This is a genomic window from Halomarinibacterium sedimenti (assembly GCF_019312585.1).
GTDB lineage: Bacteria > Bacteroidota > Bacteroidia > Flavobacteriales > Flavobacteriaceae > Halomarinibacterium > Halomarinibacterium sedimenti.
The window spans coordinates 189,433-211,987 of record NZ_JAHWDP010000001.1; the positions used below are offsets into that span (position 1 = coordinate 189,433).

The 22,555-nt window shown below is 36.5% G+C and carries 19 protein-coding genes; 12 read left to right on the forward strand and 7 right to left on the reverse strand.

The features are described 5' to 3' along the window. Nucleotides 1–163 precede the first annotated feature (163 nt). On the forward strand, nt 164–1,828 hold the full coding sequence (locus KXJ69_RS00965) for a T9SS type A sorting domain-containing protein (RefSeq protein WP_219050468.1): 1,665 nt from the start codon (nt 164–166) through the stop codon (nt 1,826–1,828). Between the two features lie 47 nt (nt 1,829–1,875). Here the strand turns inward: KXJ69_RS00965 and rsmG are convergent, their stop codons facing one another. After that, a complete protein-coding gene (gene rsmG, locus KXJ69_RS00970; RefSeq protein ID WP_219050469.1) occupies nt 1,876–2,511 on the reverse strand; it encodes a 16S rRNA (guanine(527)-N(7))-methyltransferase RsmG in 636 nt (211 codons plus the stop codon). Between the two features lie 266 nt (nt 2,512–2,777). On the opposite strand from rsmG, the gene KXJ69_RS00975 reads away from it, so the two are divergent. Together KXJ69_RS00975 and KXJ69_RS00980 are read left to right on the forward strand one after the other, a co-directional pair. Continuing rightward, nucleotides 2,778–3,737 (forward strand): fatty acid desaturase family protein, encoded by a 960-nt coding sequence (locus KXJ69_RS00975; RefSeq protein WP_255571140.1) that lies wholly within the window; start codon nt 2,778–2,780, stop codon nt 3,735–3,737. A 6-nt stretch (nt 3,738–3,743) separates the two neighbouring features. Beyond that, entirely contained in the window at nt 3,744–4,931 is a 1,188-nt protein-coding gene (locus tag KXJ69_RS00980) for a pyridoxal phosphate-dependent aminotransferase (protein WP_219050471.1), read from the forward strand. Nucleotides 4,932–4,979: 48 nt separating this feature from the next. On the opposite strand, the gene KXJ69_RS00985 is transcribed toward KXJ69_RS00980, so the two are convergent. Continuing rightward, nucleotides 4,980–5,783 carry a T9SS type A sorting domain-containing protein gene (locus KXJ69_RS00985; RefSeq protein ID WP_219050472.1) on the reverse strand — a complete coding sequence of 268 codons (804 nt, stop codon included), beginning with the start codon at nt 5,781–5,783 and terminating at the stop codon, nt 4,980–4,982. A 219-nt stretch (nt 5,784–6,002) separates the two neighbouring features. Here KXJ69_RS00985 and purT point away from each other — a divergent pair, with 219 nt between their 5' ends. Next, the gene (gene purT / locus KXJ69_RS00990; RefSeq protein WP_219050473.1) at nt 6,003–7,166 is read left to right on the forward strand and encodes a formate-dependent phosphoribosylglycinamide formyltransferase; all 1,164 of its coding nucleotides are present in this window, start codon (nt 6,003–6,005) and stop codon (nt 7,164–7,166) included. A gap of 77 nt (nt 7,167–7,243) precedes the next feature. Continuing rightward, nucleotides 7,244–8,053 (forward strand): OmpA family protein, encoded by an 810-nt coding sequence (locus tag KXJ69_RS00995; protein ID WP_219050474.1) that lies wholly within the window; start codon nt 7,244–7,246, stop codon nt 8,051–8,053. A gap of 3 nt (nt 8,054–8,056) precedes the next feature. Here KXJ69_RS00995 and KXJ69_RS01000 read toward each other — a convergent pair whose 3' ends face one another. Together KXJ69_RS01000 and trkA are read right to left on the reverse strand one after the other, a co-directional pair. Beyond that, nucleotides 8,057–9,562 carry a TrkH family potassium uptake protein gene (locus KXJ69_RS01000; RefSeq protein ID WP_219050475.1) on the reverse strand — a complete coding sequence of 502 codons (1,506 nt, stop codon included), beginning with the start codon at nt 9,560–9,562 and terminating at the stop codon, nt 8,057–8,059. After that, nucleotides 9,562–10,911: a Trk system potassium transporter TrkA gene (trkA, locus tag KXJ69_RS01005; protein ID WP_219050476.1), complete on the reverse strand. Its 1,350-nt coding sequence runs from the start codon at nt 10,909–10,911 to the stop codon at nt 9,562–9,564. The genes KXJ69_RS01000 and trkA overlap by 1 nt, the downstream gene beginning before the upstream one ends. Before the next feature lie 128 nt (nt 10,912–11,039). Here trkA and ubiE point away from each other — a divergent pair, with 128 nt between their 5' ends. Further along, the gene (ubiE, locus tag KXJ69_RS01010) at nt 11,040–11,771 is read left to right on the forward strand and encodes a bifunctional demethylmenaquinone methyltransferase/2-methoxy-6-polyprenyl-1,4-benzoquinol methylase UbiE (protein WP_219050477.1); all 732 of its coding nucleotides are present in this window, start codon (nt 11,040–11,042) and stop codon (nt 11,769–11,771) included. Between the two features lie 2 nt (nt 11,772–11,773). Further along, a complete protein-coding gene (gene porT / locus KXJ69_RS01015; RefSeq protein ID WP_219050478.1) occupies nt 11,774–12,481 on the forward strand; it encodes a type IX secretion/gliding motility protein PorT/SprT in 708 nt (235 codons plus the stop codon). Here porT and KXJ69_RS01020 read toward each other — a convergent pair. Next, a complete protein-coding gene (locus tag KXJ69_RS01020) occupies nt 12,468–13,196 on the reverse strand; it encodes a TrmH family RNA methyltransferase (protein ID WP_219050479.1) in 729 nt (242 codons plus the stop codon). The genes porT and KXJ69_RS01020 overlap by 14 nt on opposite strands. Nucleotides 13,197–13,232: 36 nt before the next feature. On the opposite strand from KXJ69_RS01020, the gene tamL reads away from it, so the two are divergent. From tamL to accD, 3 genes are read left to right on the forward strand one after another with little or no spacing between them, the layout of a single operon-like run. Continuing rightward, nucleotides 13,233–15,788 (forward strand): translocation and assembly module lipoprotein TamL, encoded by a 2,556-nt coding sequence (gene tamL / locus KXJ69_RS01025; protein ID WP_219050480.1) that lies wholly within the window; start codon nt 13,233–13,235, stop codon nt 15,786–15,788. Between the two features lie 49 nt (nt 15,789–15,837). Further along, on the forward strand, nt 15,838–16,905 hold the full coding sequence (fbaA, locus tag KXJ69_RS01030) for a class II fructose-bisphosphate aldolase (RefSeq protein WP_219050481.1): 1,068 nt from the start codon (nt 15,838–15,840) through the stop codon (nt 16,903–16,905). 21 nt (nt 16,906–16,926) lie between these two features. Continuing rightward, nucleotides 16,927–17,796, forward strand: coding sequence for an acetyl-CoA carboxylase, carboxyltransferase subunit beta (accD, locus tag KXJ69_RS01035; RefSeq protein ID WP_219050482.1), 870 nt, complete (start codon nt 16,927–16,929; stop codon nt 17,794–17,796). Between the two features lie 47 nt (nt 17,797–17,843). Here the strand turns inward: accD and KXJ69_RS01040 are convergent, their stop codons facing one another. Together KXJ69_RS01040 and KXJ69_RS01045 are read right to left on the reverse strand one after the other, a co-directional pair. After that, nucleotides 17,844–18,680: a hypothetical protein gene (locus KXJ69_RS01040; RefSeq protein ID WP_219050483.1), complete on the reverse strand. Its 837-nt coding sequence runs from the start codon at nt 18,678–18,680 to the stop codon at nt 17,844–17,846. A gap of 130 nt (nt 18,681–18,810) precedes the next feature. Further along, nucleotides 18,811–19,641: a hypothetical protein gene (locus tag KXJ69_RS01045; protein ID WP_219050484.1), complete on the reverse strand. Its 831-nt coding sequence runs from the start codon at nt 19,639–19,641 to the stop codon at nt 18,811–18,813. Nucleotides 19,642–19,819: 178 nt separating this feature from the next. Between KXJ69_RS01045 and rpsO the strand changes: the two genes are divergently transcribed. Then, nucleotides 19,820–20,089: a 30S ribosomal protein S15 gene (gene rpsO, locus KXJ69_RS01050; protein WP_219050485.1), complete on the forward strand. Its 270-nt coding sequence runs from the start codon at nt 19,820–19,822 to the stop codon at nt 20,087–20,089. Nucleotides 20,090–20,289: 200 nt separating this feature from the next. Then, nucleotides 20,290–22,518 carry a polyribonucleotide nucleotidyltransferase gene (locus KXJ69_RS01055; RefSeq protein WP_219050486.1) on the forward strand — a complete coding sequence of 743 codons (2,229 nt, stop codon included), beginning with the start codon at nt 20,290–20,292 and terminating at the stop codon, nt 22,516–22,518. Nucleotides 22,519–22,555: the final 37 nt, after the last annotated feature.

Here is a 22,555-nt window from a genome sequence, read left to right on the forward strand (position 1 = left end):
TGATTAGGTTAAGGTTTTGAAAATCATCTCACTATACATAAGCTATCCCATTAAATTGATAGGGATTATAGAACGGAAATTATATAAAAAAAGTAAATCATGAATGAATTATTATTTTATATTTGAAAGATAAACCCATTTTAGAAACTAAAAATTCCTCGTTATGTTAAAAAAATTACTTGGTAGTGTTGCTTTCCTATTAATAGCATCTACTGCATTTGCGCAAACCATTGTATCCACAACACCAGAAAACAAAAAAGTAATACTTGAAGAATTTACAGGTATTAATTGTGTGTTTTGCCCAGACGGTCACGCTATTGCTAGAAACATTCAAAACAACAATCCAGGGAATGTATTCCTAGTAAATATTCACGCTGGTGGTTTTGCTGCTCCCAATGGAAATCAGCCAGACTTTAGAACCGCTGAAGGTAACGGAATTAGAGCTTTTTTTGGCGCTAACTTTTACCCATCTGGTATGATAAACCGCCATCAATTTAATGGAGCTTATGTATTAAGTAGAACCGCATGGACAAGTTCTGCAAATCAAATACTAGCCCAAAGTTCTTATGTAAACTTGGCAATGGAAGCAGATATAGATGTACAAACAAATGAAATTACTGTGCACGTAGAAGCTTATTACACAGCTAATAGCCCTGTTGGAACAAACAAACTAAACGTTGCTTTACTTCAAAACAACACCTTAGGCCCTCAAACGGGTGGTAATATGGGGAATGAATACGTACACATGCATAGACTTTTAGATATGGTAACTGGTCAATGGGGAGATGATGTAACTCCAACTACTTCAGGAACTTTTATTGATAGAACCTATACAATGACAATTCCCCCGGATCATAATGGTGTTCCAATTAATATTGAAGATCTTGAACTAGTTGTTTTTATGACTGAGGACAACGCAGAGATTATTAGCGGTAATGGAACGTACCCTACCTATTCAAATTTTGAATTTCAAAATGATGTAACAGCAAAATTAATACAAGAAATTCCAAATCAATGTGGTATTGATTTAGCGCCAATTATCGAAATTCAAAATACAGGAGAAAACCCTGTTACATCACTTTCAATTGATTATTCAATTAACTCTGGAACTGTTGCTACTTATAATTGGAGTGGAAATTTAACTTCATTACAAACTGAAACGATAGAGCTGCCTGCAATTTCTTATGACCTTCAAGTAGCAAATACGGTAAATGTAACCATAGAAAATGACGACGATAATACTAACAATACAATTACACAAAGTTTTAATCAAACATTTGATTTTGCCAATGAAATTCGATTGGTATTGAATACAGATAATCAAGGTGCACAATGTACATGGGAAATTGTAAATATAGATGGAGATGTTGTTGAAAGCGGAGGTCCTTACGGAAACAATATGGTAATTAATGAAATTTACCCAATGCCAAGTAACTGTTATGTATTCAATTTATACGATTCTGGCGGAAACGGAGGAGGATCCGTTGCCTTGTTAGACATAAATAATGAAGTAATTTATTCATCAAGTGGTAATTATGGAGCTGGGGAATCTGCAAACTTTTCTACTGAAGGATTCTTAGGAATTGGTGGTAACATTTTAGACGGAATAGCGATATATCCAAACCCTGCCAAAACTAACGTTACTATTGCAAATGCTGAAAATGCAAACGTTGTAATCTATGATGTTTTAGGTAAGGTGGTTTATTCTAAGAAAAATATAGCCCTTACACAAGAAGTTGAAGTTTCAAAACTACAAATAGGTACTTACTTCGTAAAAATTGATAAAGAAGGTCAATCGAAAGTAGAAAGATTGATTATTTCAAAATAATTTTTACTATTGAATTAAACAAAAACCCGAGCGCTGCTCGGGTTTTTTTATGCTTTCCCTTTAAATTTTAACGGAAGATGAACCACACTTTTTGTTTCAAAAAAGTCTTCTTTAAAATAGTTTTTCAGTTCAAAAATGGTAGCTTTAGGAAAAGGAGCTAGTTCTTCTTTTAAGTCTCCTCCCTTTAGATATAAAATTCCATTCTTTAATTCATGGCGGTTCTTTTTTGCCACTTTATTTTTTATCCAGCCAGCAAATTCTTCCATTTTCGTCACTGCTCTACTTACAATAAAATCAAAATTACCTTGCACCATCTCCGCTCTTTGGTTGGTAGCTTTAACATTGTCAAGCTCCAAAGCTTCTATAACAGCTTCCACTACTTTAATTTTTTTTCCTATACTATCCACCAAGTGAAATTGACTCTCTGGAAAGAGGATTGCTAGCGGGATACCGGGAAAACCACCTCCTGTACCAACATCCAAAATGGTTGTACCCGGTTTAAAACTAACCACTTTTGCTATTCCCAACGAATGCAATACGTGACGTAAATACAATTCCTCGAAATCTTTTCGAGAGACTACATTTATTTTTTGATTCCAATCTTTATAGAGATCATAAAGCTTTGTAAATCTTTCAATTTGAAGCGCTGTGAGGTCTGGAAAATAGTGTAAAAGTAGGTCCATGAATATTTATGAACAGCAAAAGTAGTATTTCATTCATAAATTTAGCACAATCTGCATAGGATTTACGTTTTAGATATGTATTTTTACCAACTTAGTAATAAACCTATTTGAAAACCTAATTTATTGTGAGTCATTCATCTATAAAATTTTCCCGAACAGATTCTGCGCAATTTTTCCGTACACTAAACAAAAGAGTTAACAATTACTTCAAAGAAAATAATATTTCTCGTAATGGTAATTGGAGATTGTACGTTAAAACATTTGTCATGTTTGCTTTATATATAACACCGTATTTTCTATTGTTTCTATTTGATTTACCCGGTTGGGTTCAGCTTATTCTGGCTGTAATAATGGGGATAGGAATGGCAGGAGTTGGTATGAATGTGATGCATGATGCTAACCACGGAGCCTATTCTTCAAAAAAATGGGTGAATAAAATATTTGGAGGAAGCATTTACATACTCGCAGGAAATGTATACAACTGGCAAGTACAACATAATGTGTTACACCATACGTACACCAATATACATGGACATGATGAAGACCTAGATGCAGGTCGCATTTTGCGGTTTTCAAAGCATATGAAATGGCATCCTTTGCATAAATTTCAGCACTTCTATAGTATTTTCTTATATGGCTTATTAACGATTAACTGGGTTCTAACTTCAGACTTTAAACAAACCAAGCGTTATTTAGATCAAAAGCTATCATACGGAAAGCTTCCAACACCATTTAAGCAGTGGAGCACACTTATTATTGCTAAAGTTATTTATGCCATCATTTGGTTAGTTATCCCTATCCTATTCTTCAATATTGCTTGGTGGAAAATCTTAATAGGGTTTTTTATTATGCATTATGTTGCTGGACTTATCTTGAGTGTAGTTTTTCAACTTGCACATGTAGTTGAAGAAGCAAATACCTATTTACCAGATCCTTCGGGAACTATGAAAAATACTTGGGCGATTCATCAGCTTTTTACTACGGTAAATTTCTCCACAAAAAATCCGATTATGAATTGGTTTACAGGAGGGTTAAACCATCAAGTAGAGCACCATATTTTCCCAAATATTAGCCATGTTCATTATACCAAAATTTCTAAAATAGTAAGAAATACAGCTAAAGAATTCAATCTACCCTACTACGAATACGAAACCACACGTAAAGCTGTGATAGCACATTTTCAACATTTAAAACAAATGGGGGCAAAACCCGCATTATCTGCTTAATTCTATATGAATCCAAAACTTTCCAACCGTGTAAACGAAATGTCAACGTCTGCCACCCTAGCCATGGCAGCCAAAGCACGAGAGCTTAAAGAACAAGGAAAAAATATTATTGGGCTTAGCTTAGGAGAACCCGATTTTACCATCCCAGAATTTGTAAAAGAAGCTGGAATTAAAGCCATAAAAGATAATTATCATTCGTACAGCCCTGTAGATGGTTACGGAGAATTAAAGCAAGCGATTATTACCAAATTTAAGCGAGATAACAATCTAGTATATAAACCTTCTCAAATTGTAGTCTCAACAGGTGCAAAACAATCACTAGCAAATCTTGCTCAAGTATTATTAAATGAAGGAGACGAGGTACTACTCCCCGCTCCTTATTGGGTGAGTTATGCAGATATTAGCAAAGTTGCTGGCGGAGTTCCAGTCGAGATTCCTGCCTCTATCGATACCGATTTTAAAATCACCCCGCAAGCGTTGGAAGCAGCTATTACACCTAAAACCAAAATGATGATTTACAGCTCTCCTTGCAATCCAAGCGGATCTGTTTACAGCAGAAAGGAATTAAGAGCATTAGCAGATGTTTTGGTTAAATACCCAAGCATTATCATTATAAGTGACGAAATCTACGAACATATCAATTTTACAGGTGAACATGTTTCTATGGCAGCTTTTGAAGATATGTACGATCGTACCGTAACCGTCAATGGTGTTTCGAAAGCATATTCTATGACGGGTTGGCGTATTGGATATATTGGTGCTCCAGAATATATAGCACGAGCTTGTAATAAAATGCAGGGCCAAGTAACCAGTGGTGCTAATTGTATTGCACAAATAGCAACCATTACTGCCTTAGAAAACCCGCCAAGTAAAATTCAATATATGGTGGATGCATTTAAAGAACGTAGAAAATTAATTTTAGGATTACTTTCTGAAATTCCTGGCTTTAAAACCAATGAGCCCGAAGGTGCTTTTTATGTGTTCCCAGATATTTCGTATTACTTCGGTAAGACCTTAAAAGGAAAAACCATTAATTCTGCGCAAGATTTTGCCATCTTTCTTTTGGAGGAGGCAGGTGTTGCCACAGTAACAGGTGAAGCCTTTGGCGACCCAAATTGCATTCGTATCTCCTATGCCGCTTCAGGAGAGAATATAAAAGAAGCCATGAGCCGAATTAAAACTTCATTATCATAAATAAAAAAGGCCTTCAATAATTGAAGGCCTTTTTTAGGTTGTAATAAATTATCGAACAATCAATCCTTTATTAGTAACGCCATAACTAGTTTCAACCGAAACAAAATACGTTCCAGCATTCAGATTATGCTGTATTTCGATTTGTTTTGTACCATAGGTATTAGAATATACTTCCTTCCCTAATATACTGTAAATTTTAACCTCAGACTGTAAATCTGAAGCAAGCGTAATCGTTAACTTTTGTGAATTCGAAATTGGATTTGGAAACAACAAGAAATTTGCAGAAGTGCTTGTATCCTCAATGGAAAATATACCACATTCCATAGGTTCTGGCTCAAATCCTGAAGGAAATGCTGCTTCATAAGTACCAACATCATTAATTGGCCAAATATCTAAATTTATTATTTCGTTATTTGGATTAATCAAACAATAGGTAGGATATGCAGTAATACCAAAATTTGTATCTACGGCGGCACAGCCACCTTCAATTCCAACCGCTGGGGAATGATTAAATGGTCCTCCAAATTGATTTTCAAATGCAATTACTTCTGCATTGGTATCAGTTCCATTATTAATTGAAATCACAAAAATATCACCTTCATTACATCCATATTTATCGTGCAACTCGTTATAAATAGGCTGTGTCTGTTGGCATGGAGGGCAAGTATCAAAGAAGAAATCTAAAAAAACGTATTTACCTGAAGCCGTAATTTCATAAAGATTGTGCACGACACCTTCAGTGTCTGTAACAGTAAAATCATCAACAACATCATTTAAATTGTAATTTTGAACTTGGGAGAAACCCAAAAAGCTAATGGAGAAAACTCCATAAAAAAGTAATAATTTTTTCATAATTGGTTTGTTTAAAGTTGGATAAACCTACTAATAAAAAGTTTAAAAATAAAACAAATTTACACGTTAATTCCTTGTAAAATGGGCTTTTAGAACGTTTTGCTCTTGAACCTCTTTTAAATAAAGGTACCCCACTTTTTAAATAGGATATTTATTTATTTTTTTGAATTTGGCTTTTTATTAGTCTATTTTCGTTCAGGAAGTTTAAATACTCTTAAAATGTCAAAAATACTATTACTTGGATCGGGTGAATTAGGTAAAGAATTCGTCATCGCCGCACAACGTATTGGACAAACCGTGATTGCAGTGGACAGCTACCCTAATGCTCCTGCTATGCAAGTGGCTCATGCATTTGAAGTCATAAATATGCTCGATGGCAAGGCATTGGATGCTATTGTAGAAAAACACCAACCCGATTTTATTATTCCAGAAATTGAAGCAATTCGTACCGAACGGTTTTACGACTACGAAAAGCAAGGCTATACAGTTGTACCTTCTGCAAAGGCGGCAAATTATACTATGAATAGAAAAGCCATTCGCGATCTGGCTGCCAAAGAATTGAGTTTAAAAACAGTAACGTATCGGTATGCAACCTCAGCTTCCAAACTAAAACAAGCCGTTTCTGAAATTGGAATACCGTGTGTGGTAAAACCTTTAATGTCTTCCAGCGGAAAAGGACAAAGCACCATTGCATCTGAAAGCGACATTGAAAAAGCCTGGAACTACTCCCAAGAAGGTTCCCGAGGCGATGTGGCAGAAGTGATTGTAGAAGCTTTTGTAAACTTCAACTACGAAATAACCTTATTGACAGTCACTCAAAATAACGGTGCTACCCTATTTTGCCCACCTATTGGACATAGACAAGAGCGAGGCGATTACCAAGAAAGTTGGCAACCCGCTACTATGGAGGCGAAACACCTACAAGAAGCTCAAGATATGGCAGCTAAAGTAACCGGAGCCCTTGGAGGAGCAGGTATTTGGGGAGTCGAATTTTTTGTAGGAGATGACGGGGTTTATTTTTCAGAATTATCTCCAAGACCTCATGATACAGGGATGGTTACATTAGCCAATACGCAAAACTTTAACGAATTTGAGTTACACCTTCGTGCCATTTTGAGCCTTCCTATTCCTGAAATAACACAAGAACGAATTGGCGCATCAGCAGTAATTCTTGCAAATGGGCATTCTCAAAACCCTACCTATGATGGGATATCCGAAATAGCATCCGCGCCAAAAAGTGATTTCAGAATATTTGGAAAACCCAGTTCCAGACCTTATCGAAGAATGGGCGTTGTAGTCACTTACGATTCGGTTAATGGCGATGTGGAAAAGGTGACACAGCGTGCCAAAGAACTAGTTAAAAAGGTGAAAGTCAATTTGTAATTCTTCAGAATTTCGATAAAAAAATCGATATCTCAATCTTTCTCAGTAATTTTAATGGATTGTAAGCCATACATCTTATGAAGGTTATTGGATATATTTTATTATTTATCTCTTGCTATGCTTCGGCTCAAGAAACCGAAAAAAAGTTCTCTTTGTTTTACGAAAATGACAAATACGAACTTACCCCAGAACACTTTCAGCTAATTGATAGTTTAAGGAGTTTAGAGAATAAATCGCTTTTCGATATACACATTAAAGGCTACACCAATAGTGTTGGCGAAGAAGGGTATAATATGGAGCTCTCCAGAAAAAGGGCCGAAAATGTAAAAAAGGAATTACGCGATTTTACCATCATCTCTAGCCAAGGTTTAGGACAACTGGATGGCGAAACAGCAAATAATCGTCGGGTGGACATCTTGATTCACCTAAAGACAGACCATATTCCGGTAGCTGGCGAAATTATGGAATTACCTATGGTTGAGGAGGCACAACCTTCTATTGTAAATTTAGTTATACCCAAAAAAGGAGATAAAGTAACATTACAAGGAATTATGTTTTATCCCGACAGAGATGTCATTATGGATGAAAGTAAAGAAGCCTTAGAAGAACTCGTTTCTTTTCTGAAAAAACACCCCAAAGTAAAGTTTAAACTCATTGGTCATATTTGCTGTGGAGATGATGAACGGCGTTATATAGATTTAAAGAACGTGCGCACGGGAAAGGATAACCTGTCAGAAGCTAGAGCGCAATCCTTGTACAATTACTTAGCAAAGCACGGCATCGATAAAAGACGAATGCGCTATATAGGAATGGCTTATCGATATCCCACGGGAAAAGGGGATGAATTTGACCGGAGGGTAGAAATTGAAATTACAAGTGTTGACTAAACGCTATCTATTTCTCCAAAAAAACGGGGTAAATAATATTAATACGGTAAATAGCTCTAGCCTCCCTATTAGCATTAAAAAACTTGACCACCATTTGGCCGCAGGAGGCAAACCACTATAATTTTGAACAGGCCCTAAATCTCCCAGTGCGGGCCCTACATTTCCAAGAGTAGAAGCTGCTCCCCCTAATGATGTTTCAAAGTTTAAACCTAATAATGAAAATACTAAAACCCCCACAATAAAGGATAGCATGTATAAAATAAAAAAGGCTAACACATTAAATACAATGGGTTGTTGCACGGCTTTATTATTATATCGAACAGGCAAAATCGCGTTTGGGTGAAGTGTCCTTTTAAATTCTAGAATTCCATTTTTAATCATAATTAGATGCCTAACGACCTTAATACCTCCCGCAGTTGATCCTGCCGAGCCCCCTAAAAACATGAGTCCGAAAAAGAATATCGTTAAAAAAGGAGTCCAGGTAGTAAAATCGGCAGAGACAAAACCCGTAGTAGTCACTATGGCCAATACTTGAAACAACCCATGTCTAAAGGCATATTCTAGCGGACCTAAAACCATAGGGTCTTGTATGGCAGCCATTTCGTGATTTGCATAAATATAAATAAATAACGCAGCTACAAGTGTTAAACCCACTATAAAAGAAACATATAATTTAAATTCTTCGTCCTTTAGAATTTTCTGAAATTTAGTTTTAAAGGCAAAATAACTGAGCACAAAATTAGTTCCTGCCAAAAACATAAATACAATAATGATATATTGAATGATGGGTTGTGAGTTCCAATAGGCTACACTAGCATTTTTAGTTGAAAAACCTCCTGTGCTTAAGGTGCTAAGTGAATGATTTATAGCATCAAAAAAGGACATTCCAGCTATCCACAGTAATAAAGTTTCCGCCAAAGTATATCCAACATATATAAGCCACAATCGCTTTGCAGTATCAGTAATTCTTGGATGAAGTTTATCCCCGCCAGGACCTGGAGCTTCAGCCGCAAAAAGCTGCATCCCTCCTATTCCCAATAAAGGTAAAATTGCGATAGCAAGTACAATAATCCCCATCCCACCAATCCAATGTGTAATGCTTCTCCAAAAAAGCACCCCTTTGGGAATAATCTCAATATCATTTAATATAGAAGCCCCAGTTGTTGTATAACCACTCATGGTTTCAAAAAAGGCATTGGTAAAACTTGGAATGGCACCTGTAAATACATAAGGAAGTGTTCCAACTAGCGCCATAAAAATCCAACCAAAAGTAACCACGATGTACCCTTCCTTCTTCTGAATTTCCTTTCTATGGTTGCGAGTTGCCAACATAATAATTCCCCCTGCGAAAATGGCAACCAATGCTGCATAAATCATTTCAGTAAATACACCATCCTCATATAGTAAACTCACGAGTGCCGATAACAACATAAAGCCTCCATTTACCATAAACAGGAGCCCCATGAGATGAAAAATAATTCGGAAGTTTATTCTGGATAAGACACTCATTACGTAAAGAGATTTTCCACTTTTTTGATGGATTGTGGAAGACAACACACTACAATTCGGTCACCACTTTGAATTTTAAAATCTCCAAGTGCAATCATCCCTTCTCCATTTCTAATCACCCCACCAATAATGGCAGATCGCGGGAAATTAATTTCTTTAATCAATTTATCACAAACTTGAGAAGTAGGAGAAACCACAAATTCCAAAAGCTCGGCATTCATGTTGTTCAATCGGGTCATGGCTACAATTTCACCTTTTCGAACGTATCTAAAAATATGATTTGCCGCCAACAGTTTTTTATTGATTAACGTATCAATGCCTATAGAATGTGAAAGCTGGAAATAATCCATATTTTCAACCAATGCCATCGTTTTTTTAACCCCTTTGGATTTTGCAACGAGGCATGACATAATGTTGATTTCACTATTCCCCGTTACCGAAATAAAAGCATCCATTTCAGAAATAGATTCTTCTTGAAGCAATTCAACATTTCTACCATCTCCATTAATCACCAAACAATTCGGGATATCGTCGGCTATTTCAAAAGCCTTTTCTTTATTGTTTTCAATAAGTTTTACATTAAACTTACTTTTACAAAGGTCAATAGCTGTTTTGCAACCTATATTACTACCTCCTAAAATCATGACATTTTTTATGTCTTCTTTTATTTTACCAGATAGTTTGTAGATATAATCTACACCTTCTTCGGTGGTAGTAAAATAGACTTGATCTCCTTCTTTAAATTGTGTATCCCCTCTCGGAATTAAGGTATACTGAGTTCCATACCTCTGTATGGCAATGGGTACATAGTTTAATTCTGGATATTGCAACCCTACTTCTCGTACTGTTTTTCCAACAAAAGCAGCCGTTCGGCTTAAATATAAGCCAATCATGGTTAGGGCACCATCTTCAAATTTATAAGTGTCATTAAAGGCACTTTGATTGAGCAGCAATTCAATTTCATTAGAGGCAAGCGCTTCTGGAGAAATTAATTCATCAATTCCAAACTTGGTAAACCCTACTTCATCTTTGTTATCCAAAAATTCTGTATTCGAAATTCGAGCAATGGTTTGCTTTGCTCCCAATTGCTTTGCCAATACACAACATGTAATATTGGTCGTTTCGCTGGAAGTAACGCCAATAACCAAATCGGTTCGATCTACCTGAGCGTCTTTTAAAACATTGATAGATGTTGCATCCCCGCGAATTACACGAATATCCAAATGGGTATCTGCATACGCTAGAGAATCTCTGTTGGTATCTATTAGGGTGATGTCTTGCGACTCAAAAGAAAGTAGCTTTGCTAAATGAAATCCTACCTCACCGGCACCGGCAATAATAATTTTCATATAAATGAATGTGCAATAAGAGTACAAAGGTACAAAAAAGAAGTATCCTAATGGATTTTAAGACCGTCATTTAAAATCAACTACATGGTATCATTCCATTAAAAAATAGTAGTTTTGCAACCGTATTTATGGAAAAAAAAGTGACCCCATATCAAGAATCTTCTTTGAATAAAAAGGAACAAGTTGAACAAATGTTCGATACCATTTCTGAAGAATACGACGGTTTAAATCGTGTAATCTCTTTAGGAACGGATGTTTCCTGGCGAAAAAAAGTGGTCAAATTTGTCAAACAGAAAAATCCAAAATCCATTCTAGATATTGCCACAGGAACTGGTGATTTGGCCCTGCAATTTGCACAGAAAACTGAAGCCGAAAGAATTGTTGGCCTTGATTTATCTGAGGGCATGCTTTCCATTGCAAAAAAGAAAGCATTAAAAAAACCTTCAAACACGAAAGTAGATTTTATAAAAGGAGATAGTGAAAACTTACCATTTGAAGACAATAGCTTTGATGCCATCACGGTTTCTTTTGGAATTCGGAATTTTGAAGATTTAAACAAAGGACTTTCAGAAATATATAGGGTGCTTTCGCCTGGTGGTATTTTTGTGATTTTAGAAACTTCGGTGCCCACAAAATTTCCCTGGAAGCAGGGTTATCATATTTACAGTAAAGGAATTTTACCTATTATTGGGAAAGTTTTTTCGAAAGATAGAGTAGCCTATCGTTATTTAAGCGAAAGTGCTTCCGTTTTTCCTCACGGCGAAAAACTAAACAATATTTTAAGAAAAATTGGGTTTATAGAGGTGGAAAATAAGCCACAAACCTTAGGAGTAGCTACCATTTATTTGGCGTCTAAATGATTATGAAGAAACTATTTTTACTATTAGCATTGTGCCTTTTTGCGCAACATATGAACGCGCAATTGTTTAGCAAAGAACGTCTTGCCAACCTAGAAACTTTCGACAACAGATTTCTTACTTGGGGATACTTTTTGGGTTTTAATCAATACGATTTTAAGTTTGAGTATGCCAACCAAAACACCGACTTAGACACAGATATTGAAGTTGAAAGCCAGTTAGGTTTTAATGTTGGGCTAATTGGAGATATGCGGATTAATAGATATATGAATCTTCGGTTGGAACCAGGAATATATTTTACCCAACGCAATTTAATTTTTCCAGGTTTTGAAGAAGAGCTTGATTATTTTAGAGAAGTTAAGTCTACTTACATTCACGTTCCTTTATTGCTTAAAGTTTCTACCAAAAGACTAAATAATATTAAGCCATTTGTAGTGGTGGGAATGTCTAGGTCTATCAATTTGGGTAGTAATGAAAAAAATCCGGAGGACAATAACGAAGGACAATTTAGAATGACTCGAGGAACAAACTATTTCGAATTAGGTTTTGGAATCGACTTGTACTTATTTTATTTCAAATTTACACCTTCTATACGTGGTGTATTTGCAACAAGTGACGAATTGGTGCGTGACGATGATCCCAATAGTCCGTGGACTTCGAATATCGATCAAATGTCTACCCGTGGTATTTTCTTAAACTTTACGTTTCAGTAGTTCTTCGGAATTCACTTAACAAAATTCCTGTAGCCGTGGCTACGTTTAAGCTTTCGGCGACATTATTTTTACTGAAATTGGGTATTGTAATTTTATGTGTTGCAAGCTGAAGTATTTCTTCGGAAACCCCATTGGCTTCATTCCCCATTACCAACAAAGCATTTTTTGGCAACACTTCTGAATATACATTCCTTCCTTCCATTACAGCCGTATAAATGGGCAATTCTGTTTCCTTCAAAATAGGTTTTAAATCTGTATATAATACCGAAACTCTAGCAATAGAACCCATGGTGGCTTGCACCACTTTAGGATTATAGCAATCTACGGTATCCAAAGAACAAATTAGTTGAGAAATGCCAAACCAATCACAAAGTCTAATAATAGTTCCTAAATTTCCAGGATCCCGAACCGAATCTAACACCACTTGCAATCCTTCCGTTTTAATAGGTGTTTCATCTGGAATCTCAAAAACGGCTAATACGCCATTAGCGTTTTTTAAAGCACTTATTTTTTTTAATTCGGTTTCGGAAATGGTTTGATAGTCTTCATAAATTTCAGAAACATCTTCAGTGGCAAAGAGTGCATGTAGTTTTACACCACCAGAAATCAAGTCTGATATAATCTTTTCCCCTTCAGCGATAAAAAGTCCGTGTTTATTTCGGTACTTTTTTTGTTGTAGACTCGTTATTAATTTAATTTCGCTTTTGCTTATCAAAATTATCCTATTTTTGAATTGAGAAATACACACTCTTTGACTCAAACTCTCACAAAAATATCATTATTTTTAGGAATACTCGTGCTTTTAGGCTCGTGTAATGCTGTTAAACATTTAAAAGATGATGAGCTTTTATTGGAAGAAAATGTGGTGATGATTAATGGCGAAAAGAGTAAAGATGCCGAGGTGTATAGTTTAATTTCTCAAAAGCCCAATCCAAGGATTCCTGTATTGGGGATTCCATTTAGCTTACATGTATACAATCTTGCCGAACCAAAGCCAGACTCCACCTTTCAAGCTTGGTTAAATAGAAAACCCAATCGTGAAAAGCGACTAAACAATTTATTATCTAAAAAGCAAGTCTTAGCGCTGGATAGCAGTAAAATTAAATTTAACGAATGGCTAAAAAGAAATGGTACTGCCCCTGTGATTATTGAAGACAAAAGAGCCGAAAAATCCCTTAGGCAAATAAAAAAATATTTTTATAACAAAGGGTGGTTTAATGTGGATGGAGATTATAAGATTTCAAAAGATTCAACAAAGGAAAAAAGAGGAAATGTAACCTACTCCATTCAAAAAAGAACCCCGTATTTAATTGATTCTATTTCAGAAAAAATAAGTTCTCCTGTAGTAGATTCTCTTTTTCAACGTTCAAAAGGTAGAACATTTATTAAATCGGGGGAGCAATACAATGTGGCCAATTTTGAAAATGAACGTTCCAGAATTACCCTTCAGCTTCGCAACTCTGGACTGTACTATTTTGATCAAGATTACGTAAATTTTGAAGCTGATACAAACAACGTTGGGCATAAAGTACACATAGAATATATTATTCCCGATAGGCGAATTCGACGTGGAGATACTACCGCTTACGAACCCTTTAAAGTGCATACCATAAATGAGGTACGCATTATAACAGACTATAAAACGGCAAATCGGAACAATGCATTTAAGGATTCTGTACAATATAAAGGGTATAAACTTTTTGGATATGACAAATTAAAATACCGTCCCAAAGCTATTACAGATGCTATTTCCATTAATCCAGGTGGGATTTTTAAAGACATTGATAGAACCTTAACCTATAACCAAATTAGTGAACTTAGGAACTTTAGATATCCTAATATAACCTATCAAGAAGATCCAAGAGACACGACGGGTACTGGTTTAATTACTACCATTCTATTGACTCCGCGAAAAAAATATACTGTTGGACTAGATTTTGATGCCTATACTTCTACCATTCAACAATTTGGAATAGGATTTAGTAGTAGTTTTTTGATTAGAAATGTATTTCGAGGGGCAGAAAACTTAGAAATTTCGGCAAGCGGTAGTGTAGGTTCTTCAAAAGATAATGCAGATGCAAGCAGCAGGTTTTTTAACACCTCAGACGTTGGGTTTGATGTAAAATTGACCTTCCCAACTATTCTTTTTCCTATTAATACTGAGAAGTTCATCCCCAAATACAATTCTCCATTTACTACCATAAGTGCGGGAATTAATGTTCAGAACAATATTGGGTTAGACAGACAAAACATCAACAGTATTTTTAGTTACCGCTGGAAACCTACAACCATTAGGACAAACAGGTTCGATTTGGTGAACTTGCAATATGTAAGAAACCTAAACCCAACCAACTATTTTAATGTGTATGTTTCTTCTTATGATAGGTTGAATGAAATTGCCCAAGAAGTTGGATATGACTTTGAAAATGAAGATGAAGCGTTAATTATTCCAAATGAGACTGATATGTTTATAAATGCATTCTTTGCTCCCGGAAACCCATATAACGCCTCCCAAGACCTAATTGATGAAATGACATCTATTGTACAGAGAAAAAATAGACTCTCTGAAAACAATTTGATTTTTGCTTCCAACTTCACATGGACAAGAGATAGTCGTGAAAATATTAACGACAATAGTTTTTCCAGAGTACAATGGAAAGTTGAGTTAGCTGGAAATTTACTATCTGGAATCGCGTCTTTGGCTAACCTTGAAAAGAACGCCGACGGTAATAATGAGCTTCTAGGTGTTGTCTTTTCGCAATATGCCAAATTTGAAACAAGCTATATAAGGCACTGGCAATTGGCTGGAAGTTCCTTACTAGCCGTAAGAGCTTTTGGCGGTATTGCAATTCCGTATGGAAATAGTAACTCCATCCCATTTACGCGTAGTTATTTTGCGGGTGGAGCTAATGATAATAGAGGCTGGAGACCTTACGATTTAGGACCAGGAAGCAGTGGTAGTCTTCTCGATTTTAATGAAGCTAATTTTAAACTAGCCTTTAATGCAGAATATCGCTATACCCTACTAGGAAGTTTTAAAGGTGCTTTTTTTGCCGATGCAGGAAACATTTGGAATGTATTTGATGAAATCGAGAGTGAGGCATTTCGTTTTGACGGAATAAAAGACCTAAAAGAAATTGCCCTCGCTACTGGATTTGGCTTAAGATATGATTTTGGGTTCTTCGTAATTCGTTTTGACGTTGGGTTTAAAACACATAATCCAGGAAGAGCCATTGGTGATCGTTGGTTTAAAGAATACAATTTTGCCAATGCTGTTTATAACATAGGTATTAACTATCCGTTCTAAACCATTTTAATTTTTTATTTTTGTTCATTCATAACAAATACTATTATATATGAGCCACCATATTCCCAAAGGCGTTGTTACAGGAAAAAATGTTCAGGAAATTTTTAAACTAGCAAAGCAAAAGCAATTTGCCATGCCAGCAGTAAATGTTGTTGGAACTAATACAGTTAATACAGTACTTGAAACTGCTGCAGAACTAAATGCTCCTGTTATGATTCAGTTTTCAAATGGAGGCGCCCAATTTAACGCTGGAAAAGGACTTTCTAACGACCAGCAAAAATCTGCTATCGCAGGAGGTATAGCAGGTGCCCACCATATACACGAAATGGCCAAAGCCTATGGAGCTACGGTAATTCTACATACCGACCATTGTGCAAAGAATTTACTTCCGTGGGTAGATGGTTTACTTACCGCTAGTGAAGAATATTATAAAAGAACCGGAGCTTCGTTATATAGTTCGCATATGTTAGACCTTTCAGAAGAGCCAATTGAAGAAAACATCGAAATATGCAAAAGATATCTTGAGCGAATGAGCAAAATGGATATGACTTTAGAAATTGAATTAGGAATTACAGGCGGTGAAGAAGACGGTGTGGATAATAGCGATGTGGATAGTTCAAAATTATATACCCAACCTGACGAAGTAGCTTATGCCTATGAAGAACTAATGAAGGTAAGCAATCAATTTACCGTAGCTGCAGCTTTCGGAAATGTACACGGTGTATATAAACCAGGAAATGTAAAATTAACTCCTATTATTCTGAAAAATTCGCAAGAGTATGTTCAGAAAAAGTTTAACACGGGACATAATCCTGTTGATTTTGTATTTCACGGTGGTAGTGGTTCTACACTTGAAGAAATAAGAGAAGCTATTGGTTATGGCGTTGTTAAAATGAATATCGACACCGATCTTCAATTTGCATTCACTGAAGGAATTCGGGATTATATGGTAAATAATATAGACTACTTACGCACTCAAATTGGTAATCCAGATGGAGCCGATGTACCGAACAAAAAGTATTACGACCCTAGAAAATGGCTTCGCGAAGGTGAGGTAACTTTCAAAAAACGATTGATTAAGGCTTTTGAAGACCTTAACAACGTAAACACATTATAAAAACAAGACAAACTCCTCTATATGGCTTGGTTTAAAAGAACAAAAAAGGGAATTCAAACTCCTACAGATCAAAAAAAAGATGTCCCAAAAGGGCTTTGGTATAAATCTCCAACAGGTAAAATTGTAGATGCTGAAGAATTAGAAAGAAATTTTTATGTAAGTCCAGAAGATGGGTATCATGTTCGCATTGGCAGTAAAGAATATTTTGAAATTCTTTTTGATGATAATAAGTTTAAAGAGTTGGATAAAAATTTAGACTCTAAGGATTCTCTAAAATTTGTTGACACAAAAAAATATCCAGATCGTTTAAAAGATGCCCAAGAAAAAACAGGTCTTAAAGATGCAGTTCGTACTGCCGTAGGGAAATCTATGGGAAATGATATTGTAGTTGCTTGTATGGATTTTAGTTTTATTGGAGGATCTATGGGAAGTGTGGTAGGTGAAAAAATAGCCCGTGCCGCAGACTACTCCTTAAAAAAGAAACTCCCTTTTATCATCATTTCAAAAAGTGGTGGTGCCCGTATGATGGAAGCGGCTCTTTCTTTAATGCAATTGGCAAAAACAAGTGCCAAATTAGCACAACTTTCTAAGGCAAAAATCCCTTACATTTCTTTATGTACCGATCCCACTACGGGTGGAACAACCGCTTCCTTTGCGATGTTAGGTGACATTAATATAAGTGAACCAGGAGCCTTAATAGGCTTTGCAGGACCCCGTGTAGTAAGAGACACTACCGGAAAGGAACTCCCTGACGGATTTCAAACAGCAGAATTTGTATTGGAACACGGTTTCTTAGATTTTATATCCCACCGTAAAGATTTAAAACGAAATATTAATCTCTACATCGATTTAATTCAAAATCGTCCGCTTAGAGAAAAAGAGTTAGCATAAAAAAAACCGCCTGTTGGCGGTTTTTTTTATGTCTATAGAATCTGTTCTTAGTTTCCTAATATAATGGGAAACTCTTGTCCTTCAAAAATAATGGTCGCAAAAGGGTCACAAACTCCATTTCCAAAGTCTAGAATACCTGTAAGACCTTCTTGAGAGACGGTAATTTTTCCACTTACAAAATACAAGCAACTTGCTTTACGAACTAAGGTTTGTGTCACCACACCTGTTCTACTAAAGCCATTACTTAAATCGGTTTGCCAATTACCTTCAATATGGAATACATTATCTGTCCACGTTCCACTACCAACGCCTTCTACCCATTCTGCAATTCGTTGCGCAGTACGAGTTCCTGTAATGGTGGTTCCAGTAAACGATACTGTAATATCTTCATTAATGGTAGACTGTGGATTTCCATCATTGTTTTCAATATCGCGTGTAATGGTTCCTCCTCCTTCTACTCCATTACTGTTATAGGTAAAATCTTCGTATTCGTAATTTATGGTTCGTACACCCGCTAAAATAGGACCGTAGGTCATATTAATTTTACCAGAAACAATGGCACCGTTTAACAGTTGGCAACTTGTACCAAAATCAACTACAATGGTTCCACTGCCTTCACCCCCACCAGTTAGGGTAAAAGAGACACAATTTGAGAAATAAGAGTTTGGCATACGTCCTGGTTCTTCGTATTGTACGTAAGCACTTTCAGCAATATTTTGAGAGCCTTCTACAATAACATCGGTTTTAGCAGCATAGGTTGTACTCTCTTGAGAAAAATTTATAACATCTGGATCGTTTGAATCATCATCTTTTTTACACGAGGTAAGTAAAATAAGCACTGAAGCAAAAGAAAGTAGGGCAATTTTCTTTAGTAGGGTTTTCATAGTGATTGTTTTTAATAATAAACATTAGCAATAATAACGTAAAAGTAAGTAAATCCGTATTTATTGCTGTAAAATTAAAGAAAAGGAGTAGGCAACCCTACTCCTTTTAAAAAAACTATTAACCAAGTTATTAAGGTAAAATAATAATAAATTCTTCACCATTAATTGTTAATACAGCCAAATTATCACAGGTACCATCCCCAAAATCCAATGAACCTTGACCATTATTTCTAGTTATTTCTATAACCCCACTCACAAAATGGTCACAAGTAACTTCTCTTCGCAATGCTTCTGTTACCACTGCTTGATGTGTAAATCCGGTACTAAATTCTATATCACGATCCCCTGTAATGGAAAACACATTGTCTAACCAGGTACCACTACCAACGCCTTCAATCCATTCGGCTACTCGTGTTCCTTGCACTTGTGCTACAGTTCCATTTTGGAACGTCACTTCAATTGCTAAATTAACTGTAGACTGTGGATTGCCTTGGGCATTATTTCTTTCACGGTAGATGGTTCCACCTCCATCTACTCCTTTATTATTATAGGTAAAATCATCAAAAGTTACAGTAATTGTCCTAGTTCCAGCTACAATTTCACTATACGTTAAATTTACAATTCCAGAGACAAGTGCTCCATTGTTTAATTGGCAACCAAGTCCAAAATCTAGGGTTACAAAAGTGACTCCATTTTGGGATGAAATGGTAATGGTAACACAGTCTGTAAATAAGCTAGCATTTCGTCCGGCTTCTTCTTCAATTTCGGCGTATGCCATTTCTAGTACATTAAATACATCGTTAGAAACACCATCTGCCTCAGTACTTTGCTTAGACTCCTCAGCGGTTAATGATGCCGTTTCATTTTCTTCAGTTTGTGAATCCTCTTTACTACATCCGGTTAAAAGAAATCCAGTTGTAAAAAGAGCAATTAATCCAACTTTTAAAAGTTTTGTTTTCATAATATTGTTGTTTTGAGTTTCAGTTCTATGACTTGGCAACTTTGTAAAAGTTTAATTTTATGTTAATTAAAATGAAAATCCATAGTTTCCTTGCAGGAATTTTGAAAAGAACTATCTTTGCACGCTGATTCACTTAAAACGAATCGCATACATAAAAATCATTTAAAATAATATTGGCATGTATTTAACATCAGAAAAGAAACAAGAAATTTTCAAAAAACACGGTAAAGGTGCTAATGACACAGGTTCTGCCGAAGGTCAAATCGCTTTATTTACACATCGTATCGATCACTTAACCCAACACCTTAAAAACAACCACAAGGACTACAACACAGAGCGTTCTTTGGTTAAATTGGTAGGGAAGCGTCGTTCTTTATTAGATTATTTAATGAAGAAAGATATCTTGAGATACCGTGCAATTGTTAAAGAATTAGGATTACGTAAGTAATAAATGAAGGGGCTTTATGCCCCTTTTTACTTTTTCAGAAGGAATTCTGAAAGACTTTTTTTGAAATAGAAAAAGCTACCCTTAGTTTTTCATTGGTCAAACCACAACAACACAACAACACGACTGAAAAACAGTCAAAAGACCATTAATAACCGTACCCTGGTGCAATTTTGCTTCAGCGTACTAATGAAAAACAAAAAATGATACCTAAAGTATTTAAAGAGGTCATAGACCTTGGCGACGGGCGACAAATTACGCTCGAAACCGGAAAACTAGCAAAACAAGCCCACGGGTCTGTGGTTGTGCAATCTGGGAAATGTATGCTATTGTGTACCGTAGTTTCTAACTACCACCAGAGTGACGTAGATTTTTTACCCTTAACGGTAGACTATCGCGAAAAATTTGCAGCCGCAGGACGTTATCCAGGCGGTTTCTTTAAAAGAGAAGCACGTCCAAGTGATGGCGAAGTACTAACGATGCGTCTAGTGGATCGTGTATTACGTCCATTATTTCCAAAAGATTATCACGCCGAGACACAAGTAATGATTCAGTTAATGTCTCATGACGACGATGTGATGCCAGATGCTATGGCAGGTTTAGCCGCTTCTGCAGCCATTCAACTATCCGATTTTCCTTTCGAATGCCCTATCTCTGAAGTGAGAGTAGGTCGTGTGGATGGAAAATTCATCATTAACCCTTCTCGTACACAACTTGAGCAAAGTGATATCGATATGGTAATTGGCGCTTCTGCAGACTCAGTGATGATGGTAGAAGGTGAGATGAAGGAGATTAGCGAAGAAGAAATGACCGAGGCTATTAAAGCCGCGCACGAAGCCATTAAAATTCAATGTGCTGCACAAGTTCGCTTGGCTGAAGCTGTGGGTAAAAAACCCGTTCGTGAATATGAACCAGAAGCCGAGGATGAAGATTTGGCTAAGAAAATTCACGATATGGTGTATGACAAAACATACGCTATTGCAAAGGCAGGTTCTTCAAAGCACGAACGAGGACAAGCGTTTAGTAACATAAAAGAAGAAGTATTCAATTCATTTTCGGAAGAAGAGCAAGTAGAACTTGGAAAACTCATTCATAAGTATGTTGCCAAAGCCGAAAAAGAAGCGATTCGTGACTTAACCTTAAACGAAGGCTTACGTCTTGATGGAAGAAAAACAACCGATATTCGCCCTATCTGGTGTGAGGTAGATTATTTACCTTCTACACACGGTTCGGCTATCTTTACTCGTGGGGAAACACAAGCCTTGGCTACCGTAACCCTAGGAACTTCTAGAGAATCCAACCAAATAGATATGCCTTCTTTTGAAGGAGAAGAGACTTTCTACTTACACTATAACTTCCCTCCTTTTTCTACGGGAGAAGCACGACCTATTCGTGGGACATCACGTAGAGAAGTAGGACACGGAAACTTAGCACAAAGAGCGTTAAAAGGAATGATTCCTGCAGATTGCCCTTATACGGTTCGAGTTGTTGCTGAAGTTTTAGAAAGTAACGGTTCGTCTTCTATGGCAACGGTTTGTAGTGGTACTATGGCGTTGATGGATGCGGGAGTACAAATGAAAAAACCAGTATCGGGTATTGCGATGGGATTAATTTCTGGTGGTGATAGCGGAAAATATGCAGTATTGTCTGATATCTTAGGGGATGAAGATCACCTAGGAGATATGGACTTTAAAGTAACCGGTACGGCAGATGGAATTACCGCTTGCCAAATGGATATTAAAGTAAAAGGACTATCGTACGAGATTTTGGTAAAAGCATTAAAGCAAGCACGCGATGGACGTCTTCATATCTTAGATAAGTTGACCGAAACCATTGCTACGCCAAATGCCGATGTGAAACCACACGCACCAAAAATGATTACGGTTACCATTCCTAATGAGTATATTGGTGCCTTAATTGGCCCTGGTGGAAAAGTGATACAAGAGCTTCAAAAAGCGACGAAAACTACGATTGTTATTAACGAAGACCCTATTACCGAAGAAGGTATTGTGGAAATCTTAGGAACCAATCAAGAAGGGATTGATGCGGTATTAGCGAAGATAGATTCGTTAACCTTTAAACCCGAAGTAGGAAGCGTGTACGAAGTAAAAGTGATAAAAATGCTTGACTTTGGTGCTGTTGTAGAATATATGGATGCGCCAGGAAACGAAGTGTTATTACACGTATCTGAATTGGCTTGGGAACGCACCGAAAACGTAAGCGATGTAGTAAACATGGGCGATGTTTTTGATGTAAAATACTTTGGTGTAGACCCAAGAACTAAAAAGGACAAAGTATCTCGTAAAGCTTTATTGCCAAAACCCGAAGGCTATGTAGAACGCCCTAAGCGTGACGACAAACGCTCTGGCGGTAGAGACAACAGAGGTCGCGATAATAGAAACCGTGATAGCAGAGATAAAAAGAGAGATTAATAAAATGTCACACTGAGCTGTCACACTGAGCTGTCAC

Bases quoted from the DNA above. Each gene is read 5' to 3' on its own strand.
- KXJ69_RS00965 (WP_219050468.1), top strand. From the start codon at position 164: ATGTTAAAAAAATTACTTGGTAGTGTTGCTTTCCTATTAATAGCATCT.
- rsmG (WP_219050469.1), bottom strand. From the start codon at position 2,511: ATGGACCTACTTTTACACTATTTTCCAGACCTCACAGCGCTTCAAATT.
- KXJ69_RS00975 (WP_255571140.1), top strand. From the start codon at position 2,778: ATGTTTGCTTTATATATAACACCGTATTTTCTATTGTTTCTATTTGAT.
- KXJ69_RS00980 (WP_219050471.1), top strand. From the start codon at position 3,744: ATGAATCCAAAACTTTCCAACCGTGTAAACGAAATGTCAACGTCTGCC.
- KXJ69_RS00985 (WP_219050472.1), bottom strand. From the start codon at position 5,783: ATGAAAAAATTATTACTTTTTTATGGAGTTTTCTCCATTAGCTTTTTG.
- purT (WP_219050473.1), top strand. From the start codon at position 6,003: ATGTCAAAAATACTATTACTTGGATCGGGTGAATTAGGTAAAGAATTC.
- KXJ69_RS00995 (WP_219050474.1), top strand. From the start codon at position 7,244: ATGAAGGTTATTGGATATATTTTATTATTTATCTCTTGCTATGCTTCG.
- KXJ69_RS01000 (WP_219050475.1), bottom strand. From the start codon at position 9,562: ATGAGTGTCTTATCCAGAATAAACTTCCGAATTATTTTTCATCTCATG.
- trkA (WP_219050476.1), bottom strand. From the start codon at position 10,911: ATGAAAATTATTATTGCCGGTGCCGGTGAGGTAGGATTTCATTTAGCA.
- ubiE (WP_219050477.1), top strand. From the start codon at position 11,040: ATGGAAAAAAAAGTGACCCCATATCAAGAATCTTCTTTGAATAAAAAG.
- porT (WP_219050478.1), top strand. From the start codon at position 11,774: ATGAAGAAACTATTTTTACTATTAGCATTGTGCCTTTTTGCGCAACAT.
- fbaA (WP_219050481.1), top strand. From the start codon at position 15,838: ATGAGCCACCATATTCCCAAAGGCGTTGTTACAGGAAAAAATGTTCAG.
- accD (WP_219050482.1), top strand. From the start codon at position 16,927: ATGGCTTGGTTTAAAAGAACAAAAAAGGGAATTCAAACTCCTACAGAT.
- KXJ69_RS01040 (WP_219050483.1), bottom strand. From the start codon at position 18,680: ATGAAAACCCTACTAAAGAAAATTGCCCTACTTTCTTTTGCTTCAGTG.
- KXJ69_RS01045 (WP_219050484.1), bottom strand. From the start codon at position 19,641: ATGAAAACAAAACTTTTAAAAGTTGGATTAATTGCTCTTTTTACAACT.
- rpsO (WP_219050485.1), top strand. From the start codon at position 19,820: ATGTATTTAACATCAGAAAAGAAACAAGAAATTTTCAAAAAACACGGT.
- KXJ69_RS01055 (WP_219050486.1), top strand. From the start codon at position 20,290: ATGATACCTAAAGTATTTAAAGAGGTCATAGACCTTGGCGACGGGCGA.